The following is a 19,873-nucleotide window of genomic DNA, read 5'->3' on the forward strand; positions in this document are numbered from 1 at the left end:
ATATTAAAACTCGAATTGATAAAGCAGGTCCAAAGCCTGATTAACGCCAGAAACGGCTTCTAAAAACAGTTTCGGCATGACCCTATAGCGTAAAGTGAGCGTCGCTAAAGAATCAAATATGCCAACTCCATACTTAACTTGCAAGTCGTTCGTAATTTTCCCACTCACAACCACTTTCGAACTGTCACCCACACCCTGCGTATCGACGGCTAAATCTGACACTCCAAATGTTTCACCAATTTTACCTACCAATTGACCACTTTGAGCAACCCCCAACCCGATCAACATCGAGGTCATTTGTGACCCATTCGCGTCCCCGCTATCGAGCCCTTCCCCTCTTAACAGATAGGAAAGTGCCTCTTGCTGGGTTTTTGCGGGCTCAGAGAATATCTCAACCTTTGGTTTATCGGCAAGTCCTGTTACCTTCACACCGGCAATCACATCGTCGGCCGTGTTTTCAGGGTTACGAATCGCTTCTAAGTTTAAGAACGGCTGATCAGCAGGCCCCGAGAATTGAATCAGCCCTTTACGCACAATCAAATCTTGCCCATAAGCGCGGAAACGTCCTGATGGAATATCCACCTGACCATTTAAGCTTAACCCTTGTTTATTTTGAGCGACTTTCAATAAACCAGTGAGTCGCGCTTTTAATCCAAACGCATCCAGACGCACATCATTACCAATATTAATATTCAAATTGGTTTGAATTGGAATCGACGGCTGTTTCGGACTGATCGGTTTAAGCTGTGCATCCAGCATGACCACATCCGAAGACGCACTCACCGCAGACTCAGGTAATTCTTGCACCGTAATACGCGCCCATGGAATAGTGACGCTACCATTTAAGGTCAGCAATTTCGGTGACGCTTCCAGAATCAAATCAGGCTGCACATCAATTTTGATCATTGGCGGCAGAGAAACTCGTAAGTTACTCCCTCTCGCCAGCACTTTCGCTCGCCATGCATCAATGTTGCGCCAATCCGCATCACCATCAATATTTAGGTAACCCTCTGGGGTTTTGATCTGCCCAGTCATGACTGAACTGGTACCATTGAAGTTAATCGCTAATTGGCTATTTTGAATATCAAACGGAATCAGCCCCGACTTCACTTCTAGCCCAGATAACGTGACATTACCATTCATTAGCGGGTTATGCGCCGAGCCACCGACACGTAGATTTGCATTCAGGTTTCCATTCGCAATGTCTTTTTCGCCAAGTAACGGTTTAATTAAACCTAATGTAATGGCGTTAATTTCAATATTGCCGGAGAGTAAACGCTTTCTTTCGAGGTCAGAAATTTGCACATTACCTTTAAATTGACCATTGTCTGCAATCTTCAACAACCAATTCAGATCCGCGCGACCGTTCTTAATACCCGCATTTAATGTCAACGTATCAAACGCGATAGGCAAACGCGCACCATCAACAAACTGCACGACCTTGACCCCATCACCGCTCAAATCCACTTTCACTTGTGGCAGGCTACCATCCGCTTTCCAGATGGCATTTGCACGCCCTGTAAACACCCCATTTACGCGAGTATCACTTGGCATAAATGGTTTGATCATCGCAAGATCAAAACGTTCTAATACAATATCAGCGCTACCACTTTTACCCGCTTTAACTGGCTTCGGCACACACACGCGAGCATTCGGGTTTACCCAGCAATGGCGACCAATGACCACTTCTTGCGTGGTGTTATTGTAGTTCAAGGACATGGCTTGATTCAGGCGCCATTCTCCAACCTCAGTATCAAATAAGGTATTGCTTAAATTCCCTTTCCACACTTCCGTCTGGCGATCAAAGCCCCCTGCCAGCGCGAGCTGTCCTGAAACGGGTTTCCCTGTCACATTCAGTTTTAACGTATGCTGTTTTTCAGTCCCTTTGGCATCTAGCGTTAGGTTACTAATGGCTAAATCCGCTTGGCGCAGTCCACGCACCACCACAGATAAGTCACCTTTGATTTGGTCACCTGTTGCCACGTTACCTTTAACGGTGGTGGTCTCAACCGTCAAATCTTGCCATCTCACGCCACGCGCCGTTAAATCCGCCAGTGCTTGTGGGGCTTGTAAATCACCGCGAAGTTTTAAATCCCCGATGATCACGCCGCCTAGTCCAGGCACTAACCCATTCAACGCTGGGGCATTAATTTTGGCATCAAGGTTCCATTTATCCGCTAAAGAGCCCTTCACATTCACGCTGTTTTTACCCAGCAAGAGGTTAAAATCTGGGATATTCCATTGCCCTGCGGCATTCCCTTTGGCTTGTCCACGCGCCTTTAATATGTGCTGTTTAACATTACCATCTAAGGTGATTTCAGGGATTTCTAACTGCCAGCTTCCACCATATAGGCTACCTCGCGTGGCAATTTTCCCTTCAACTTTCGCGGGCCATTCTGGGTATTGCTTCGCCGTATTAATACCCGATAACGTCAGCACCATATTCCAGCTAATGGCTTTACTCCAATCCGCCACCCCTGATAGGTCTGCATTACCTTGTAATGCAGATAAGCGTAAACGGGTTAAATCAATTTTTTCCTCGTTCCCTTTTGCATCTAATAATAACTTAGATGGCGGTAGGTCTTGCCCCGTGATGGCCGAACGCAATGAAAGGTCATAGCTAGAAGGACGGCCATTTAAGCGTAAGCGAGTGTCATCAAGCTTATATTGGCTTTCACCCACCAGCGGCCAAGTTAATTTTTTGCTTTCTAAAGTCAACTCAATCGGAAAATCTGCCTGCGCTAAATCAGTCTGAGCTTCTAATGTCGCCGTAATTGGGCCATTCAGATTCAATGCCAGCATCAGCTCATCCATTAACCCACCCTTAAGTGTTAAATCGACTTTCTGCCCATTTAAATCTTCAAGGCGGCTTTCACCAATAACGGATAGTGCGACTGGCCATTTTTCTTGCAGGGAAATCGATCCAGAAACCGCAACATTTCCTTGAGGTGCATCGACTTTTAGCTGCTTCAATAAAACATCCTGCCCTGCATTTTCTAACTTCAAATTCAGGCTATTAATCGTCATTTCCGTGTCGCCTTTTAATTGGAAATTAGAGGCATTGATCCCCTCAATATTCAGGTCAACCGGTAGAATAATTTCAGGAAGATCCGCTAATAGCGGCTTAGAAAATAACGTTTTAAGCTGTTCACCAAGGGAAGGTTGCTCACCTTCAGGTACGGCGGGTTCAACCGATTTTGGCGCCTCAGTCGGCTCGCTAGGCGGTAAGTTTATGGCAAGGTTAATAATATCAGTTGGCGTGATTTCGATAGCTCTTTTTTGCCATGTGATCCCCGTAGCAAACTTGTCGAGATCAATCACGGTGCCATCAACATTAACGTGAGTATCGACTAATGCTAATTGAGCTAAACGAATGGTTAGCGGGGCATTAAGTTCTGTTAGCGGCTCAGAAGGCGGTGTCTCTTCAGACGGTGGGAATTGGCTAGTATCCACATTCACCATCACGCTTTCTGTTGATAAATCATCAATACAGACTTCACGGCTGGTCAGGCACTTTAAACGTAACGCAAGGTGGATTTTCTTCGCATCCACATCCACACCCGGCATTTGGTACTTCACGCCAGAGAGCGTCAAATCATTAATGTCACCATCAATGGAGGCAATGGTCAGTTCAGGTACAAAACGTGTGGCCGAGTTCAACGCAAAATGCAGACCCGATTTGGTACCTAACACCCAATACAGCGCACCAACGACCAGAACTAACAATAGTAAAATGGTGATTGCAATCCACTTTAGCCATTTCATCCATTTCATAGTTCTGTCCCCAATCCGATGTAAAACTGAATTTTGTTATTATCTGGGTCACCAATAGGTTTGGCTAAATCAAATTTAATCGGTCCAACCGGAGAAACCCAGCGGATCCCCACACCAGCACCCGTTTTAAAATCACTATTTTTGAAATCGTCTACCGCTTCACCACTATCAATAAAAGTGGCACCCCACCAGTTACCCGTGAAATTATATTGATATTCGACGGATCCAACCGCCAGCTTGGATGCCCCAGTGAGCTTACCGCTACTATCTTCTGGGGAAATTTTTTGATAACCGTAACCACGAACGCTACCGTCACCCCCAGCAAAGAAACGTAAGTCTGGCGGGACTTTGTCAAAATTATTGGTTTCAATCCAACCAAGGTTTCCACGCACAACAAACCGGTGCCCTTCCCATGGCGTGCGGATCCACACATTCTTGGCTTGCAATACTAAGAAATCGATATCCGAGCCCCATATTTTATTCGAGTAATCGATAGAATAACGCTGGCTATCACCCCAGGTTGGCATTACGCCACCTTTTTGGCGAATTCGGCTAACGTTTGCCCCCGGATACAGCAACATCGTCGTGTTGGTCACATCCGCCTGGGTAAAGTTACTCAACATCCAGCGCATATTCACGCCATACTGCCAACCGCTTGAATAGTCCCAATTACGAGACACGTTTAGCGTGGTGGTATTCGATTGAGTATCGTTCAAATCCGTACGTTTAAACCCACCTTGAATCGCATAATATTGCTCTAGAGGGTTCGCTTTGAGTGGAATTTTATAGCTGGCATCAATCAGCTGTTCCGGCTGAGAGAGGCTAATGCTGGAGGTTAAACTTTGTCCCCGTGAGTTAATCCACGGCTTATTCCATATCGCTTTTACGCGGGGCCCCACATCGGTCGCGTAACCACCACCCAGCTCAAGGAAGTTTTGCGCTCTAGGGATCATAACCCCTTCCATGGGTAATAAATCTGTATGCTCTTCACGGGCTTTTTGAATATTCGGCGTGACTAGCGCAGAGTTGAACCACCCTGTTGATGCCAAACGTTGGTTATATTCTGCGAGCTGTTCTGACGTGTAATATTCCCCTTCTTTAAAAGGAGAGAGGTTTTCGAGGTAGTCCTTACGAATTTGTGAGCCTTCAAAGGTTAATTTACCAAAGCGGTAGCGCTCACCACTGTTAAAATCAAAATCCCAATAGGCAGCATGATGATCAACAGAAATGCCTAGCTGGCTTTTTTCCATCATGGCATCGAAATACCCTTTACGGATAGCTAGGCTGCTAAATTTACCTTTGAAGTCTTCATAGTCACCATCATTTTGGATGGTGCCATATTTCGGCGTGCTCGTTTTCAGCATCTTGGCGTAATCAGGGTCTGTTTTCGCTCCCCCTTCTAACACCACATTGACACCTTGTAGAAGAATAGGCTCCCCCGGAGAAACTTTGGCCGTCAAAATGGAACGGGCAGGAGGGGTTTTCTCTTCATAGCTAAATTCTACCGTAGGCTCATAATATCCCAGTGGTTTTAACCCTTCACGAATCGCTTTTTCTACTCGAGCACGAAAACGTCCATTTGCAACGACTTCATCTTGTGAAATATTAGAAAGCTGAATACGGACATTCTGGTTGAGTTGCCCTTCAAGCCCTTCAATATTAAGGCGTAGATTCGCAGCAAATACCGCTGGTACCGCCGTTGTTAGGCATACTACACAAAGGGTAAGATATTTCGACACGCCTGCTCCTAGGGTGATAGACAATTTGACTTATTATTCAACAACGACTTATTTTGAGTAAAATAGACCACTGACACAAGTTTTTATCCCAATTTTTACTTTATTTCTATACTGATTGTATTTAGGAATCGTTATGACTTTTAATCAATTTCAGTCCGATAATGAATTTCAAGCACTTCCGGGCCGCCACACATCAATGGCGTTGTCACCTTATCATGCAGTGACCCATCATTCGATTGAGATTATTCCTAAGAATATGGAAATTGCTTATTTTGCAATGGGTTGCTTCTGGGGTGTGGAACGATTATTTTGGCAACAAACAGGAATTTATACGACATCCGCAGGTTACAGCGGTGGACTCACGCCTAACCCAACCTATGAAGAAGTGTGTACCGGATTAACCGGACATACTGAAGTCGTTCGCGTGGTTTTTGACCCTGAAATCATTTCATTTGCTCAGCTGTTAACACTATTTTGGGAAAACCACGACCCAGCCCAAGGTATGCGCCAAGGTAATGATATTGGTACCCAATATCGCTCAGCAATTTACACCGTGTCAGATGAACAATATCAACTGGCGATGCAAACCCGCGAAGCTTACCAACTGGCGATGGCTGAAAAACAAGATAACCGCCCGATCACCACCGAAATTCGACCACTCGAAACCTTCTATTTTGCAGAGGATTATCACCAGCAATATCTGTATAAAAACCCCAACGGCTATTGTGGGCTTGGTGGCATTGGGGTCTGCCTTCCTTCTTGAATGATTTTATAATGACGAATATATAGCCAGATAAAATAGGCTAGTGCTATACTTAGCGCGATACCCCACCGCGCTAAGGCGCTAATTATTATTGAAATGGAATACCCTTACATTGCCTTTAGGATTTCAAGAAGTGACAATTCACTACCTAGAGGGTTGGATAATTTATGCTAAACAGTTTACTTATCGTTCTTTTATTATGTGCAATCAGCGCATTTTTTTCGCTGTCCGAAATTTCATTGGCAGCTTCTCGCCGTATTAAATTGAAGTTAATGGCCGACGAAGGCAATATTAACGCCGCTCGCGTTCTCAAATTACAAGAAATGCCGGGCATGTTCTTCACCGTTGTACAAATTGGTTTAAACGCCGTTGCGATTTTAGCCGGTATTGTGGGTGAATCTGCATTCTCTCCTGCATTGCAAGAGCTATTCATTAAATTCTTATCCCCTACATGGGCACAGCAAGCCGCTTCCATTGTGTCATTTACCATCGTCACCAGCTTATTTATTCTCGTGGCGGACTTAACACCAAAACGTATTGGAATGGTAAAACCTGAAGCTATCGCTATACGCATCGTTAACCCAATGCGTTTCTGCTTAGTGGTTTTAAGCCCGCTCGTATGGTTCTTCAATGGCTTAGCGAACTTAATTTTTAAACTCTTCAAATTACCCACTGCACGTAATGAAGACATTACTTCTGATGATATCTTTGCTGTTGTTGAAGCGGGCGCAGTCGCTGGGGTGTTGCGTAAACAAGAGCACGAGCTTATTGAAAACGTGTTTGAACTTGAGTCACGTACTGTTCCTTCGGCGATGACACCACGAGAAAACATCATTTTCTTTGATAAAGACGAATCTGAAGAGAGCATCAAACACAAAATCTCCACCCAGCCACATTCGAAATTTTTAGTCTGTGCAGGGGATATCGACCATGTGATTGGTTATGTGGATTCCAAAGAGCTCCTCAACCGCGTATTGAATGGCCAAAGCCTGAGTTTACGTGACGGTGTACATATCCAGAATACCTTAATGCTTCCGGATACTTTATCCCTGTCTGATACCTTAGAAGCCTTTAAAAATAGTGGCGTCGATTTTGCCGTTATCCTGAACGAATATGCCTTAGTGATGGGTGTTATTACCATCAATGACGTGATGATCACCTTAATGGGTGACTTGATTGGGCCAGGACAAGAAGAGCAAATTATTACCCGTGATGAGAATTCATGGCTGGTTGATGGGGGCACGCCAATCGAGGATGTTCAACGTATCCTTGATATCGACGAATTCCCAGATTTCAGCAACTACGAAACCATTGCAGGCTTTATGATGTATCGCTTGAGAAAGATGCCGAAACGCACTGATTATGTGAAATATGCGGGCTACAAATTTGAAGTGGTCGATATTGATAACTACAAGATTGATCAGCTGTTAGTCACGCGTATCACAAACACACCGTCCGCAGTTGTGGTTCAGCCAGGTACTGCGGGTAGTGAAGATACGTCAAAAACTTAAAATAACCACTGATAGCTAATATGAACACGCCACTGTATGTGGCGTTGTTATTCTTAAGGAGCTTGAAGGTTGTTAGCCTAACTCCGCTCGCAGTAATATCACTTGTTTGTTCACTTCATTCATCACATTGTAATGAGTTTTATCGGTTACTTTTGGTGGTAAAATCTTCCCATTATTGAATTCGAAAGCCCCAAAATCCTTAATATAGAGCCTACCTCTGAATAGTGTTTTCACGTATAGAGCAATTTTCGATGGGTTATAATGCTTAAAAATTTTCATTAGAACTGATCTCCATGTTGTTCTGACGATACCTCATTGCATATCGCTCAATAATCATAGACTAGAAAATTTTGTTTTGGTTCGAAAATTGCAATTTTATTCAAAATGCTGACACAACATGACATTGTCAATATACGGTTAAATTACATTTAAACCTCGTATTTATGCTGAATTTTACCAATTTGTTAATTTTCATCTTGCCACTCATCCGATGAGCTATGCTATAACTAGCAGCACCAGAAATCCTCACCCTATACACAACAATGACAATGATTTCTAAAGGTACCTTTATGATAAAAAAACTGCTTTTATTAACCTGCTTGCTCGGTTTATCTTCAACGGGATTTGCCATTAATATTCAATTAAATCAACCTGTACCCGCCGTTACCGTCACAGATAAAGGCGAATTACAGTTAGATAATGCGGGAAAATTCAATTACCAACCGTGGAAGAGCCAGCAATTTGCCGGTAAAGTTCGCACCATTCAACACATTGCAGGACGCTCTTCCGCCAAAGAGCTTAATGCTCCGCTCATCGAAGCGATTAAACAAGCCAAATTCCCTCACGACAAATACCAAACCACTAGCATTATCAATACGGATGATTCAATTTTTGGTACTGGTGTATTTGTAAAAAACAGCGTGGAAGACAGCAAGAAAGAGTTTCCTTACTCTCAATTTATTGTTGATAGCGATGGTGTGGTGAAGAATGCATGGAGCCTTGCGCCAGAGAGTTCCGCCATTATCATTCTCAACAAGCAAGGTAATGTCTTATTTTATAAAGATGGCGCGCTAACGCCTCAAGAGGTTAATAAAGCCATTAGCGTGATTGTCGCCGAGTTAGAAAAGCCATAATTAACAAGATCGGAGTTAACAAGGTCAGAGTGAACAAGACCAACATTCAACAGATAAGAAAAGAGCCATTCCGGCTCTCATTCTCATAAATATAGGCTGTTTTCCTGTGCGTCGACTACTGTTGACGCACAGAAATATGTTTTACCGTCATGAGATCCTGCTGAACATAACCGCAAAAACACATCATAATAAGATTTAAACTCAGCTGATTATTCTGCAACAACTTCATTCAATATTGTGCATAAAACAGACTAAATTATGCACTCCAACGAACAGTGACACAAAAGCCCCCTTCCGTGACATTAGTAAACGTCACGTTGAGATGATGTAACTGAGCCACGCGTTTAACAATTGATAACCCTAAGCCACTGCCCGTTTTTTCTTGCCCCGGTGGTCGGTAGAAACGCTCCCCTAAACGCGCTAATACTTCAGGGGAAACGCCATCACCATCATCTTTCACTTCCAGATAGTGGCGATACAAATTGACTTCAACCATACCGGCGGCCTTACCATAGCGGATAGCATTGTGAAGAAGGTTTCTTAAGAGTACGGACAACAAAAGTTTTTGCCCCTTAAAAGGCGGCGGCGTTTCAACAATCGATATTTTCAACGTTACCTGATTTTGCCGAGCTTCCAGCTCGCTCTCTTTAACGGCTTGCTCAATTAATTCCTGCCAACTCACTTCACTCACATCATCTAGCTGATTAGAAGACTCCAAGCGGGATAACGTTAATAACTGATCCACCAGCCGAGTTGCACGATCAATTCCCTCCGAAAGATTAGCCACTGCATGTTGGCGAATTGCCTCGTCACTTCCAGCAATCTGCACCACTTCAGTTTGGACTTTCAATGCGGCAAGAGGACTACGCAGTTCATGGGCAGCATCAGAGGTAAATTGTCGTTCACGCACAAACATGTGGTTTATTTTGTCGAATAATCCGTTCAGAGAATCTAGAATTGGCTTCGCTTCACTCGGAATTGTTGGTACCGTCACTGGGCTCAGCTCATCCGGCTTTCTCTGCCGTAGCTGTTTAGCCACATCCCGCAGGGGCTTTAATGCTCGAGTGAGTAGCCATAAAAATACGATTAGCATCATCGGTAGCGCGACCAGCCACGGTATGAGCTGGGAAAACATAATGCTGTTCGCCATACTTTGGCGGTATTCCCACTCTTGCCCTACCGCAATAATATATTGATTATCAATGGATTTTAGCCAAACAAAGCGCCATTCATCATCACTACCTTTCAGCTTACCTTCACTGAATCCTTCACGATCAAATTGAAATTCAATTTTGCGCCCATTATCACCATCATTTAGCACCATTTCGCCACTCGGAGTAAAAATCGCAAACGCCAATGCATCATCGTCTTGGCTTCCCCGATTTTTCCGCAATAATTTTTTAGTTTTACTCAATGATGCTTGAGGCAAGTCGATATCCGTCGGTAACACCGATAAGCGCTTTGCAAATACCATTTGTTGAGTATCAAACAATTCGTTAATGGTTTTATAGGTTTGATACCATGCCAATGAGCTAGCAATTCCCCACGTCATGACAGCGAGGAGCAATAACATCAAAGTCAGTTTGAGCCTTAAGCTGAACGTTTTCATGCTTCATCACCCAGTCGATAACCAACACCATGAACAGTTTGAATAAACTTACTGCCTAATTTGCGGCGCAAATGGTGAATGTGAACTTCAACCGAATTACTGGAGACCTCTTCATCCCAGTTATACAACTTTTCTTCTATCGCACTACGAGACAGCACTTTTTTCGGGTTATGCAAAAATAATGATAATAGTGCCAGCTCTTTACCCTTTAACTGCACAGGATTCCCTTGGTAAGTGACCGTCATCGCTAAAGGATCCATCTCCACGTCACCATGTACCAACGTGGGTGATAGCTGCCCACTGCGCCGACGGATCAACGCTTGCAAACGCGCCGCAACCTCCGCAAGCGCAAACGGCTTACACAGATAATCATCAGCCCCTTGCTGTAGCCCATTTACCCGTTGCTCAAGGGCATCTCGCGCTGTCAAAATCAAAACAGGCTCATCTCGCCCTTGCTTACGCCAAAACTTCAAAATATCCATACCATCAATATGCGGAAGTGATAAATCCAACACGACAGCATCATAAGGGGCATCAAACAAAGCCTGTTGACCTTGTTTACCATCCATAAACCAATCAAGGGTAAACCCTAATTGTGTTAACCCTACTTTTAGGCCATCGCCAATTAATCGATCATCTTCTATTAATAAAATACGCATATTTAACCTCCGCATCGAATATTGTTATATTTATCTTATTAAATTCATGATGACCAGTGGTGATTGTCCAAATTAAAAATATATTTAATTAATTTGAGTTCTTAAGATCCTGTTAAGATTTACTTGGTTAAATACATCCCATAGACCAAATTTCTGGTTACTTGTGGAGAAACAAAAATGAAAAAATTACCTTTAATCACCTTAATCGCTGCCCTTGCTACCGCCCCTGTTTTTGCTGCTACTGGTGGTTTTTCAGGTCCAGGTGAAGTCGCCAACACCACTAACACTGAAACCATGAAAACACAAGAAGGTGGCTTTAACGGCCCAAATGCAAGTGAAACAACCGTTGCGAAAGCCCTTGAATTATCTGACAACAGCTGGGTTGTTTTACGCGGTAATCTCGTTAAACAGCTGGATAAAAAACATTACGAATTCACCGATGGCACAGGCACTATCACCGTTGAAATTAGCCAAAAACGTTTCAATGGTGTGAACGTCACGCCGAAAGATAAAATCGAAATTCGCGGTGAAGTTGATAAAGACTGGAACTCTAAAGAAATAGACGTTAAACAACTGCAAATCATCAAATAATTAATTTCGACCAGAGGCCAGCAAATTCACCATTGCTGGCCTTTTGTTATTTCAGTCTGTTCCCTGCCTCCCTATTTCCCCTCTTAATTTATAGTGCTAAATTATGCTTACCTTGTCTCTTCTCGTACTTATTTATGAAACAGCCTCAAGTTAGGAATATCAGCGAAAAATTACTGTCCGATAACTGGTACATTCTCAAAAAATATACCTATGAATTACAGCGACACGATGGCACTTGGCAAAAACAAGAGCGAGAAGTGTATGACCGTGGCGATGGCGCTGTCATTTTGCTGTATAACACATCCAAAAATAGCATTATCTTAATCCGTCAATTTCGGATGCCAATGTACGTTTCTGGATATAAACAGCTGCTGATTGAGGCCGCCGCTGGATTACTTGAGGGCTCTTCCCCTGAAGCAAGAATTATTGCTGAAGCCGAAGAAGAGACTGGCTATAAAATTGATAACCTAGAAAAGGTATTTGAAGCCTTTATGAGCCCGGGCTCAGTCACTGAAAAGCTGCATTTTTATATTGCACAATACAGTGATAAAGACCGCCAAAGTAATGGTGGCGGACTCGCTGATGAAGGTGAAGATATTGAGGTTATGGAATGGTCATTCCCTGATGCGCTTGCTGCTATCAAAAATGGGGAGATCATGGATGGTAAAACCATTATGCTTATTCAACATCTTGCCTTAAACGGAATTCTAGACCCCAAAAATAGTTAATTTTTAAAGGGTGAAAATAGCATTTTTGCCCTTCCACTCTGAATCTGTTCTATATAATCATCATTAAACGATTTCTTTGCTCTTTATTTTTCCTATTCTCTTTTATTTTTCATATTTTATTTACTCATGTTTGATAAATTACATTTTATTACACTTTCCATTACCGAGCATCTAAACTCGATAAAGAAAAGAATAAAATAGAGTTTATTCCATCAAAAAAGAATTATCTTTTATCGCTTTGATTTAAATTAAAAAATCACCAAATAAACCCATCTAAAAACAATCATCAATAAAATTAAAAAGCCTATTTTTTTCAATGAAATACTTTCATTGAAAAATATTAACTTTGACCTTGTCATTAAAAAACTTTAGATTTAAAGACAAACTACTTTCTGAATTTCACTATTTTTTCGTTAAGGTAAAAATCGAAACACTGAATATTATCTTAGTTATTAAGCAATATTATTCTTAAGTTAAGGAGCTAAATAAGATGATCCGTTGTATTCGTATGTGGACAGGTGAAGACGGTAACTCTCTGTTTGAAGAAGGCACCATTGAACTGAATGGTGTTGCTCGTGGAGATGACCAAAGCCCTGTCATTGCCGTCAGTAAACTCACCTTTCGCGAAACCGTTTCAGGTGGCTCTTGGGATTGGCACAAAGATCCCGTTCCACGCTATGTTATCACCCTCACTGGTACCTTAGAGTTCGAAACCAAAGATGGCTCCACATTTATTATCAAGCCAGGTGACATTCTGCTTGCTCAAGACAACACAGGAACAGGACATAAATGGCGTTTGATTGGTGATGAACCTTGGAGACGCGCTTATGTGGTGTATCAAGACGGTACAGACTTGTGTTTCACTCCGAATAAAAAATAGGGATTTCCATGACTAAACCCATTGCAGAAAATGTTGATATCGCGCTGATCGGTGCGGGGATCATGAGCGCCACGCTCGGTACATTTCTTAAAGAGCTGGAGCCAAATCTCACTGTCGCCGTGTTCGAAAGATTAAATGACTGCGCCCAAGAGAGTTCCCACCCATGGAATAACGCGGGGACAGGTCACGCGGCAAACTGTGAAATGAACTATACCCCGCCAAACCCTGATGGTACGGTAGATATCAGCAAAGCCCTTGAAGTAAATACTGAATTTGACCTATCTCGTCAGCTATGGTCTTACTTAGTCACCAAAGGCAAAATCAAAAATCCACGGGACTTTATCCACCCTTGCCCACACATGAGCTTTGTCTCTGGTGCAGACAACATCAAGTTTTTACAACAACGTTTCCGTCAAATGTCTGCCCATCACTGTTACCACAATATGGAATACAGCGATGACCTAAAACAGATTGATGAGTGGGCACCATTAGTGGTTGAAGGCCGTGATCCTAATGAAAAAATTGCGGTCACCCGTGTCGTCACCGGCGCTGATGTGGATTACGGTGCCTTAACTCACTTATTGATGGCACAACTGAGCGAGCAGAGTGGGTTTTCTCTTCACTATAAACATGAAGTGATTGATGTGACACAGACGCCTGACGGGCGCTGGAATGTCGAAGTGAAGAACCTTCTGACTCACGAAAAAACCATTACGTCCGCAAAATTTGTGTTTGTAGGAGCCGGTGGTCGCGCCATTGAGTTACTGCAAAAATCCGGTATTCCTGAAGGTAAAGGCTATGGCGGATTCCCTGTGAGTGGAATTTGGCTACGCTGTGACGATGAAAAAGTGGCGGCTCGCCACCATGCCAAAGTCTACGGGAAAGCCGATAAAGGCTCACCACCGATGTCTGTACCGCATTTAGATACCCGCATCATCGGCGGAAAACGCTCTTTACTGTTTGGGCCATATGCTGGTTTCTCGAGTAAGTTCCTAAAACATGGATCTTATCTGGATCTGTTTGATTCTATCAGACTGAACAATATTGAACCGATGCTTGCCATCGCGAAAGATGATTGGTCGTTGGCTGAATATCTCGTGGGACAAGTATTGCAAACGTCTGCTCATCAATTCTCTATGCTGCAAAAATTCTATCCTGATGCGCAGCGTGAAGATTGGAAAGAAGTTGTCGCAGGCCAACGCGTTCAGATCATTAAACCGGATCCGGTGAAAAAAGGCGTATTGGAGTTCGGTACTGAGCTGATTACGAGTGCAGATAAATCGTTCACCGTATTAATGGGTGCATCACCAGGTGCATCGACTGCTGCGTTTATCGCCCTCAACGTACTGAAGACCTGCTTTGCAGATCAACTCTCTGCGGATGGTTGGGAAGCTCGCCTGAAGACCATCATTCCAACTTATGGAATTGATTTAAAACAGGATGCAAAAGCGTGTTTAGATATTCGTACTGCAACGGCTAAAGTGCTGCAATTAGATAACTAAACATTAAATCATGTTATTCAAGTCGGGTAAGTGAATCATTAGCTACCCGACTTTTACTATCTTGCTATTTTCGTGGTCTTAGCGACATTCAAAACCAGGGTTCAAAAAAGACTCTCTCGGTGAATAATCCAGTGTATTTCCCTGCCAATCCACCACGCTCGCCCCTGCTCCTAATGCCACTGCATGCCCTGCGGCTGTATCCCAGATATTAGTCGGTCCAAAACGAGGGTATAACTGCGCGCTGCCTTCCGCTACTAAACAGAATTTTAGCGATGAACCTATCTCCGCTGTGCGATGCTCTGGAAGCTTCGCGAGATACGCCATCAATTGGGGGTCTTGATGAGAACGGCTGATCACCACCACAGGCGGCGTCTCAGCTTTGACGTGAATACGCTGAATTTCCCCGTGCTCTTCTTTCCACGCTTGAGAGCCTTCGGCGTAATACATTAACCCTTTAGCTGGCGCAAAAACCACACCCATGACTGGAATGCCATTTTCAATTAACGCAATATTGACGGTGAAATCACCATTACGATTAATAAATTCTTTAGTTCCATCCAATGGGTCAATAAGCCAGTAACGTTGCCAGTCACGACGTACAGGCCATTCTGGAGGATCTTCTTCCGAAAGTTGAGGGATATCAGGTGATAAACGTGAAAGTCCCTCTTTGATGATTTGATGGGCCGCAATATCCGCAGCTGTGACAGGGGAATCATCTTGCTTATGTTCAACCTGCAATGGCGCATGCCCATTGTAGATTTTCATGATGGCATCACCCGCCTCTCGGGCAAGTGTACAAAGTTGTTGGCGCATTTTATTTCCCCTAATGACACGAAGCCTTTAAGAGTAACAAGAGCAGAATATTTACGCTAATAAAAAAGCCTCATTAGCTATACCAAAATGGCAAGCTAATAAGGCTATTCTTCTTTTCTGTAAGTCAGTCAGAAATTACAAAATTTCCAGTAACTCAACTTCGAAAACAAGAGTGCTGAATGGCGGGATAGATGCACCTGCACCGCGCTCACCGTAAGCTAATTCATGAGGAATGTATAATTCCCATTTTGAACCCACTGGCATTAATGTCAGCGCTTCAATCCAACCTGGGATCACGCCGCTCACTGGGAATTCTGCTGGTTGACCGCGCTGTACGGAGCTGTCGAACACAGTACCGTCAATTAAACGGCCTGTATAATGAACGCGAACGCGATCAGAACGAGCTGGGATTGCGCCTTCACCTTGGTTTATCACAGAGAACTGCAAACCAGACTCAGTAGTCGATACGCCGTCTTTCTTCTGGTTCTCATCTAAGAATTTTTGACCTTCTGCAGCCAGTTCTTTTTGACGCTCTTGGCGAACTGCATCTGCACGTTCGTGCATTTCACGCAGTGCTTTATGCAGAGCTTCAACTGGAACTGATGGCATGTTGCCTTCTAAAGAATCAGTCAGACCCGCTAAAATTGCGTCTGGAACTAAGCCCTCTAGTCCTGATTCTAATAATTGCTGTCCAATTTGTAGACCAATGCCATAGCTCGCTTGAGCTTCTACTGAATCAAAGTTTTGGTTTGCCATGAAAATACCCATTTCATTTTTTGAGAAAAACCAAGGATAGCAGCCCCTTTCCTATGGGTAAACCTAAACCCGATCACGGAAGAATAAAACTGTCTAAATTATTCAGTGTTCTCCTAAATTAGCCTTCAACTTGTTAATTTACGCGTAAATAGTGCTAGTATGCGTTAAAACGTCTGTGATTAATTATTCCTCAAATATAGGAGGGGTCATGTTGAGACTATCCACTTTTCATCGCTATGGAATTGCTATTCTAGCGCTGATCGTTATTGCTGCCTTATTTTGGCCATCTAGCGATAAGCCGAATACCGCGCAGAATAATACGGGCAATATACCGAATCAGCCAATAGTGATCCCACCAACTGCACAGCCAAATCCAATCCCTGATACGGTATTATCGCAGCCAGAACAACCGACAACCAACATCCCAGATACATCAACGTCATTGCCAAGTGAGCCTGAAGTTATTCAAGAACCACAAACGTCTCAGTCAACACAGCAGCCAAGTACCAGTGAGCCATCAACCACTCGCCCTTCAGCTAATGAATGGCAGAATTATCGCGTTCAGAAAGGGAAAACATTGGCGCAGCTATTTCGTGATAATAACTTGCAGGCGAATGATGCCTTTATCATGGCAAAAGTTGAAGGCTCAGAAAAACCCCTTAGCAACTTGCAACAAGGGCAGAAAATCCGATTAAAAGCCAATGGTAAAGGTGAAGTTCAACAGCTGGAAATCACAGCAACCAACGGCCAAACCTATAGCTTTACGCGCTTAAGCGATGGTAGCTATTATCGAACACCTTAGTTTGTCTTTTAACGTCGGGTATTTCATACAATAACCCGACTTTTCTTTTATTTTCAGAATAAAAATTCAATGGAGACGTTATTTGATGACGTCTCTCACCATAAACTACGTATAATCACTGTTCTTTATTACACTTAATGGTTAAACAGGGAAAAGAACAGGAAAATCTATGCAGAAAAATAACAATACCTGCAAAAAGAAGCTCATTAAAATTATTGCCGCCGTAGTTTTACTCCTACTGCTCAGTGTTATTGGCTATATTTCATGGATTAAATACCATGCGGATGGGCTGTGGAATATCATTAGCCAGCAGTGCATTGCTATCAATGATCCCGACCAGCGTAATCCATCTTGCTTGAAAGTGGATTTAGACAATCGCTATGTACTCTTCAAAGATAAAAAAGGCCCGGTTCATAATTTGGTGCTGCCAACCGATAAAGTCAGCGGTATCGAATCCCCTTTATTACTTGAAGATAATAGTCCTGATTACTTTACGATTGCCTGGAATGAGCGAGAGAGTGTTAGCCCAGCGGGTCAACCCGCTATTAGCGATGATAAACTCGCCTTAGCGATTAATTCACAATATGGGCGTTCACAAGATCAACTTCATATCCATATTGCTTGCCTAAAACCACAAGTTATTGAGCTAGTTAACCAACATGCGGATGCGATTAAATCTGAATGGCATGTTTTTCCTGTGCCGTTAGAAGGTCATGAATATTGGGTGAAAAAGTTAGATAGCCAACAGAGTCCTTTCAAGCAGTTAAATGAGTATGTTCAAGCACATAATGACAGCATGGGGAACTATGGACTGGCTGTGACGGAGCTGAAAGATGGTTCGATGGTATTATTAGCGAATCGTATGGATGTTTGGCAGTTTAATTTAGGTAGTGCGGGAGAATTGCTGGATTACCAATGTTCAGTTAATCAGTAAATTTTCCATACGCTAGAAATAAAAAAACACCGGATCCCCGGTGTTTTTTTATTGTGCCACCGCGTTAACAGTGGCAACTATCATCATTATTGATTACTCAGCAACGATGATAACGTTCAGCTCTGCGAAAACATCGCTGTGTAACTGGAAGTGAACTTCGTGGTCACCAGTAGTACGCAGAACGCCGTTTGGCAGGCGAACTTCGCTTTTCGCAACTTTAACGCCAGCCGCAGTGATTGCGTCAGCGATGTCACGAGTACCGATTGAACCGAACAGTTTACCTTCGTCACCAGCTTTAGAAGCCAGAGTAACAGAACCCAGCGCAGTAACAGCTGCTGCACGAGCCTGTGCTGCTGCCAGAACGTCAGCTAATTTAGCTTCCAGTTCAGCGCGGCGAGCTTCGAAGAATTCAACGTTTTTCTTAGTTGCAGGAACAGCTTTGCCCTGTGGTACTAAGAAGTTACGAGCGTAGCCCGATTTAACGTTAACTTGGTCACCCAGGCTACCTAGGTTAGCTACTTTATCAAGCAGAATAACTTGCATTACCTTATCCTCTATTAGTCGTTAATGGACTGTACCAATTACTGATGACGATCAGTGTATGGTAACAGAGACAGGTAGCGAGCGCGCTTGATAGCACGAGCGAGCTGGCGTTGATATTTTGCACGAGTACCGGTGATACGGCTTGGTACAATTTTACCACTTTCAGTGATATAGTTTTTCAGCGTTGCGATATCTTTATAGTCGATCTCTTGAACGCCTTCCGCTGTGAAACGGCAGAACTTGCGACGACGGAAATAACGTGCCATATGGCTAGTCTCCAGAATCTATCAAATCAATCTGCTCGGCATGTAAGACTAATTTACTGATTCCATTACGTCCCTGATGGGTGCTAATGAAACCTGTAACAGTAATCAGACTGCCGACCGTTATACTGTGAGTATGGGTTTGTAAGGCTTGTCCGCTGGCAATGACGGGCATTCTGCACCATGCTTGCCGTGACATTCCAGCTTCCTGTTGTCCAGAACGATGTTCTAAAACAAACTGGCAATGTGGAATGCCGGACGGACTCACTTTTCGAATCAATGCTTTACAGACTGTGCCTGTCAACACTAGACGATTAGTGATCACCTGAGCAATTACTCTTCAGAATCCCCAGTTTCTTCTGCTTCTTCGTCTTGATATTCATCAGACATGTCACGGCCGCGACGTTCGTCTTTGGCTTTGACCATTGGAGAAGCTTCTGTTACTGCGTGTTTTAAGCGCATAACCATGCTGCGGATAACGGCATCGTTGAAGCGGAAGTTAGTTTCCAGCTCATCAATCGCTTCCTGTGGAGCTTCTACGTTCAGCAGAACATAGTGAGCTTTGTGCAGTTTGTTGATTGGGTAAGCCAGTTGACGACGGCCCCAGTCTTCCAGACGGTGAATCTGACCTTGTGCGTTAGTGATAACAGCACTGTAACGCTCGATCATGCCCGGAACCTGTTCGCTTTGGTCAGGATGGACCATAAAAACGATTTCGTAATGACGCATTAGTAGTTGCTCCTTACGGATTATTAGCCTCCTGTCTGGGTTAACCGCGGCCCGCGGAGGCAAGGAACTTGTTGAGTGCGGCTAAAAAATTGACGCGTAACTATACCCATCCCAGATAAAAAACTCAAGAGATGGGGACAAATT

The 19,873-nt window shown here is 43.6% G+C and carries 20 protein-coding genes; 9 read left to right on the forward strand and 11 right to left on the reverse strand.

The window, feature by feature from the left end; genetic code table 11:
- Positions 1–3: 3 nt before the first annotated feature.
- Together tamB and tamA are read right to left on the reverse strand one after the other, a co-directional pair.
- Positions 4–3,774: an autotransporter assembly complex protein TamB gene (gene tamB, locus PR799_RS14460; protein ID WP_272522529.1), complete on the reverse strand. Its 3,771-nt coding sequence runs from the start codon at positions 3,772–3,774 to the stop codon at positions 4–6.
- Positions 3,771–5,513 (reverse strand): autotransporter assembly complex protein TamA, encoded by a 1,743-nt coding sequence (gene tamA, locus PR799_RS14465; RefSeq protein ID WP_272522530.1) that lies wholly within the window; start codon positions 5,511–5,513, stop codon positions 3,771–3,773. The genes tamB and tamA overlap by 4 nt, the downstream gene beginning before the upstream one ends.
- Before the next feature lie 133 nt (positions 5,514–5,646).
- On the opposite strand from tamA, the gene msrA reads away from it, so the two are divergent.
- Together msrA and PR799_RS14475 are read left to right on the forward strand one after the other, a co-directional pair.
- Positions 5,647–6,276, forward strand: coding sequence for a peptide-methionine (S)-S-oxide reductase MsrA (msrA, locus tag PR799_RS14470; protein WP_154628837.1), 630 nt, complete (start codon positions 5,647–5,649; stop codon positions 6,274–6,276).
- Positions 6,277–6,443: 167 nt separating this feature from the next.
- Positions 6,444–7,787 carry a hemolysin family protein gene (locus PR799_RS14475; protein WP_272522531.1) on the forward strand — a complete coding sequence of 448 codons (1,344 nt, stop codon included), beginning with the start codon at positions 6,444–6,446 and terminating at the stop codon, positions 7,785–7,787.
- 72 nt (positions 7,788–7,859) lie between these two features.
- Here the strand turns inward: PR799_RS14475 and PR799_RS14480 are convergent, their stop codons facing one another.
- Complete coding sequence (locus PR799_RS14480) at positions 7,860–8,066, reverse strand: DUF1107 domain-containing protein (protein WP_272522533.1); 207 nt, start codon at positions 8,064–8,066, stop codon at positions 7,860–7,862.
- A 290-nt stretch (positions 8,067–8,356) separates the two neighbouring features.
- On the opposite strand from PR799_RS14480, the gene PR799_RS14485 reads away from it, so the two are divergent.
- On the forward strand, positions 8,357–8,920 hold the full coding sequence (locus PR799_RS14485) for a YtfJ family protein (RefSeq protein ID WP_154628839.1): 564 nt from the start codon (positions 8,357–8,359) through the stop codon (positions 8,918–8,920).
- Positions 8,921–9,176: 256 nt separating this feature from the next.
- On the opposite strand, the gene qseC is transcribed toward PR799_RS14485, so the two are convergent.
- Both qseC and qseB read right to left on the reverse strand, forming a co-directional pair.
- Positions 9,177–10,529, reverse strand: a complete 1,353-nt coding sequence (gene qseC, locus PR799_RS14490) for a quorum sensing histidine kinase QseC (protein ID WP_272522535.1) — start codon at positions 10,527–10,529, stop codon at positions 9,177–9,179.
- Positions 10,526–11,188, reverse strand: a complete 663-nt coding sequence (gene qseB, locus PR799_RS14495; protein WP_036948983.1) for a quorum sensing response regulator transcription factor QseB — start codon at positions 11,186–11,188, stop codon at positions 10,526–10,528. Before qseB ends, qseC begins: the two co-directional genes overlap by 4 nt.
- Before the next feature lie 177 nt (positions 11,189–11,365).
- On the opposite strand from qseB, the gene PR799_RS14500 reads away from it, so the two are divergent.
- The 4 genes from PR799_RS14500 to mqo all read left to right on the forward strand — a co-directional run bounded on the left by PR799_RS14500 (position 11,366) and on the right by mqo (position 14,889).
- Complete coding sequence (locus PR799_RS14500) at positions 11,366–11,779, forward strand: YgiW/YdeI family stress tolerance OB fold protein (protein WP_036948980.1); 414 nt, start codon at positions 11,366–11,368, stop codon at positions 11,777–11,779.
- A gap of 134 nt (positions 11,780–11,913) precedes the next feature.
- Complete coding sequence (locus tag PR799_RS14505) at positions 11,914–12,507, forward strand: NUDIX domain-containing protein (RefSeq protein ID WP_272522538.1); 594 nt, start codon at positions 11,914–11,916, stop codon at positions 12,505–12,507.
- 490 nt (positions 12,508–12,997) lie between these two features.
- Positions 12,998–13,387 (forward strand): hypothetical protein, encoded by a 390-nt coding sequence (locus tag PR799_RS14510; protein WP_272522539.1) that lies wholly within the window; start codon positions 12,998–13,000, stop codon positions 13,385–13,387.
- An 8-nt stretch (positions 13,388–13,395) separates the two neighbouring features.
- The gene (gene mqo, locus PR799_RS14515; protein ID WP_272522540.1) at positions 13,396–14,889 is read left to right on the forward strand and encodes a malate dehydrogenase (quinone); all 1,494 of its coding nucleotides are present in this window, start codon (positions 13,396–13,398) and stop codon (positions 14,887–14,889) included.
- A gap of 78 nt (positions 14,890–14,967) precedes the next feature.
- On the opposite strand, the gene cysQ is transcribed toward mqo, so the two are convergent.
- Both cysQ and PR799_RS14525 read right to left on the reverse strand, forming a co-directional pair.
- Positions 14,968–15,702, reverse strand: coding sequence for a 3'(2'),5'-bisphosphate nucleotidase CysQ (gene cysQ, locus PR799_RS14520; protein WP_154603046.1), 735 nt, complete (start codon positions 15,700–15,702; stop codon positions 14,968–14,970).
- Positions 15,703–15,837: 135 nt separating this feature from the next.
- The gene (locus PR799_RS14525) at positions 15,838–16,458 is read right to left on the reverse strand and encodes a peptidylprolyl isomerase (protein ID WP_036949262.1); all 621 of its coding nucleotides are present in this window, start codon (positions 16,456–16,458) and stop codon (positions 15,838–15,840) included.
- Positions 16,459–16,666: 208 nt separating this feature from the next.
- Here PR799_RS14525 and PR799_RS14530 point away from each other — a divergent pair, with 208 nt between their 5' ends.
- Positions 16,667–17,260, forward strand: coding sequence for a LysM-like peptidoglycan-binding domain-containing protein (locus tag PR799_RS14530; protein WP_272522544.1), 594 nt, complete (start codon positions 16,667–16,669; stop codon positions 17,258–17,260).
- 169 nt (positions 17,261–17,429) lie between these two features.
- A complete protein-coding gene (locus PR799_RS14535) occupies positions 17,430–18,194 on the forward strand; it encodes a CDP-diacylglycerol diphosphatase (protein ID WP_272522545.1) in 765 nt (254 codons plus the stop codon).
- Positions 18,195–18,287: 93 nt separating this feature from the next.
- Here the strand turns inward: PR799_RS14535 and rplI are convergent, their stop codons facing one another.
- The 4 genes from rplI to rpsF are packed head-to-tail and all read right to left on the reverse strand — an operon-like array spanning position 18,288 to position 19,729.
- Positions 18,288–18,737, reverse strand: a complete 450-nt coding sequence (gene rplI / locus PR799_RS14540) for a 50S ribosomal protein L9 (protein WP_036948960.1) — start codon at positions 18,735–18,737, stop codon at positions 18,288–18,290.
- A 38-nt stretch (positions 18,738–18,775) separates the two neighbouring features.
- Positions 18,776–19,003 (reverse strand): 30S ribosomal protein S18, encoded by a 228-nt coding sequence (gene rpsR, locus PR799_RS14545; RefSeq protein ID WP_000135199.1) that lies wholly within the window; start codon positions 19,001–19,003, stop codon positions 18,776–18,778.
- Between the two features lie 4 nt (positions 19,004–19,007).
- Positions 19,008–19,325: a primosomal replication protein N gene (priB, locus tag PR799_RS14550; protein ID WP_036948958.1), complete on the reverse strand. Its 318-nt coding sequence runs from the start codon at positions 19,323–19,325 to the stop codon at positions 19,008–19,010.
- Positions 19,326–19,333: 8 nt separating this feature from the next.
- Positions 19,334–19,729, reverse strand: a complete 396-nt coding sequence (gene rpsF, locus PR799_RS14555; protein WP_154603049.1) for a 30S ribosomal protein S6 — start codon at positions 19,727–19,729, stop codon at positions 19,334–19,336.
- Between the last annotated feature and the right edge of the window lie 144 nt (positions 19,730–19,873).

Origin of the sequence: Providencia sp. PROV202 (genome assembly GCF_028479565.1) — a bacterium.
Taxonomy (GTDB): Bacteria; Pseudomonadota; Gammaproteobacteria; order Enterobacterales; family Enterobacteriaceae; genus Providencia; species Providencia zhijiangensis.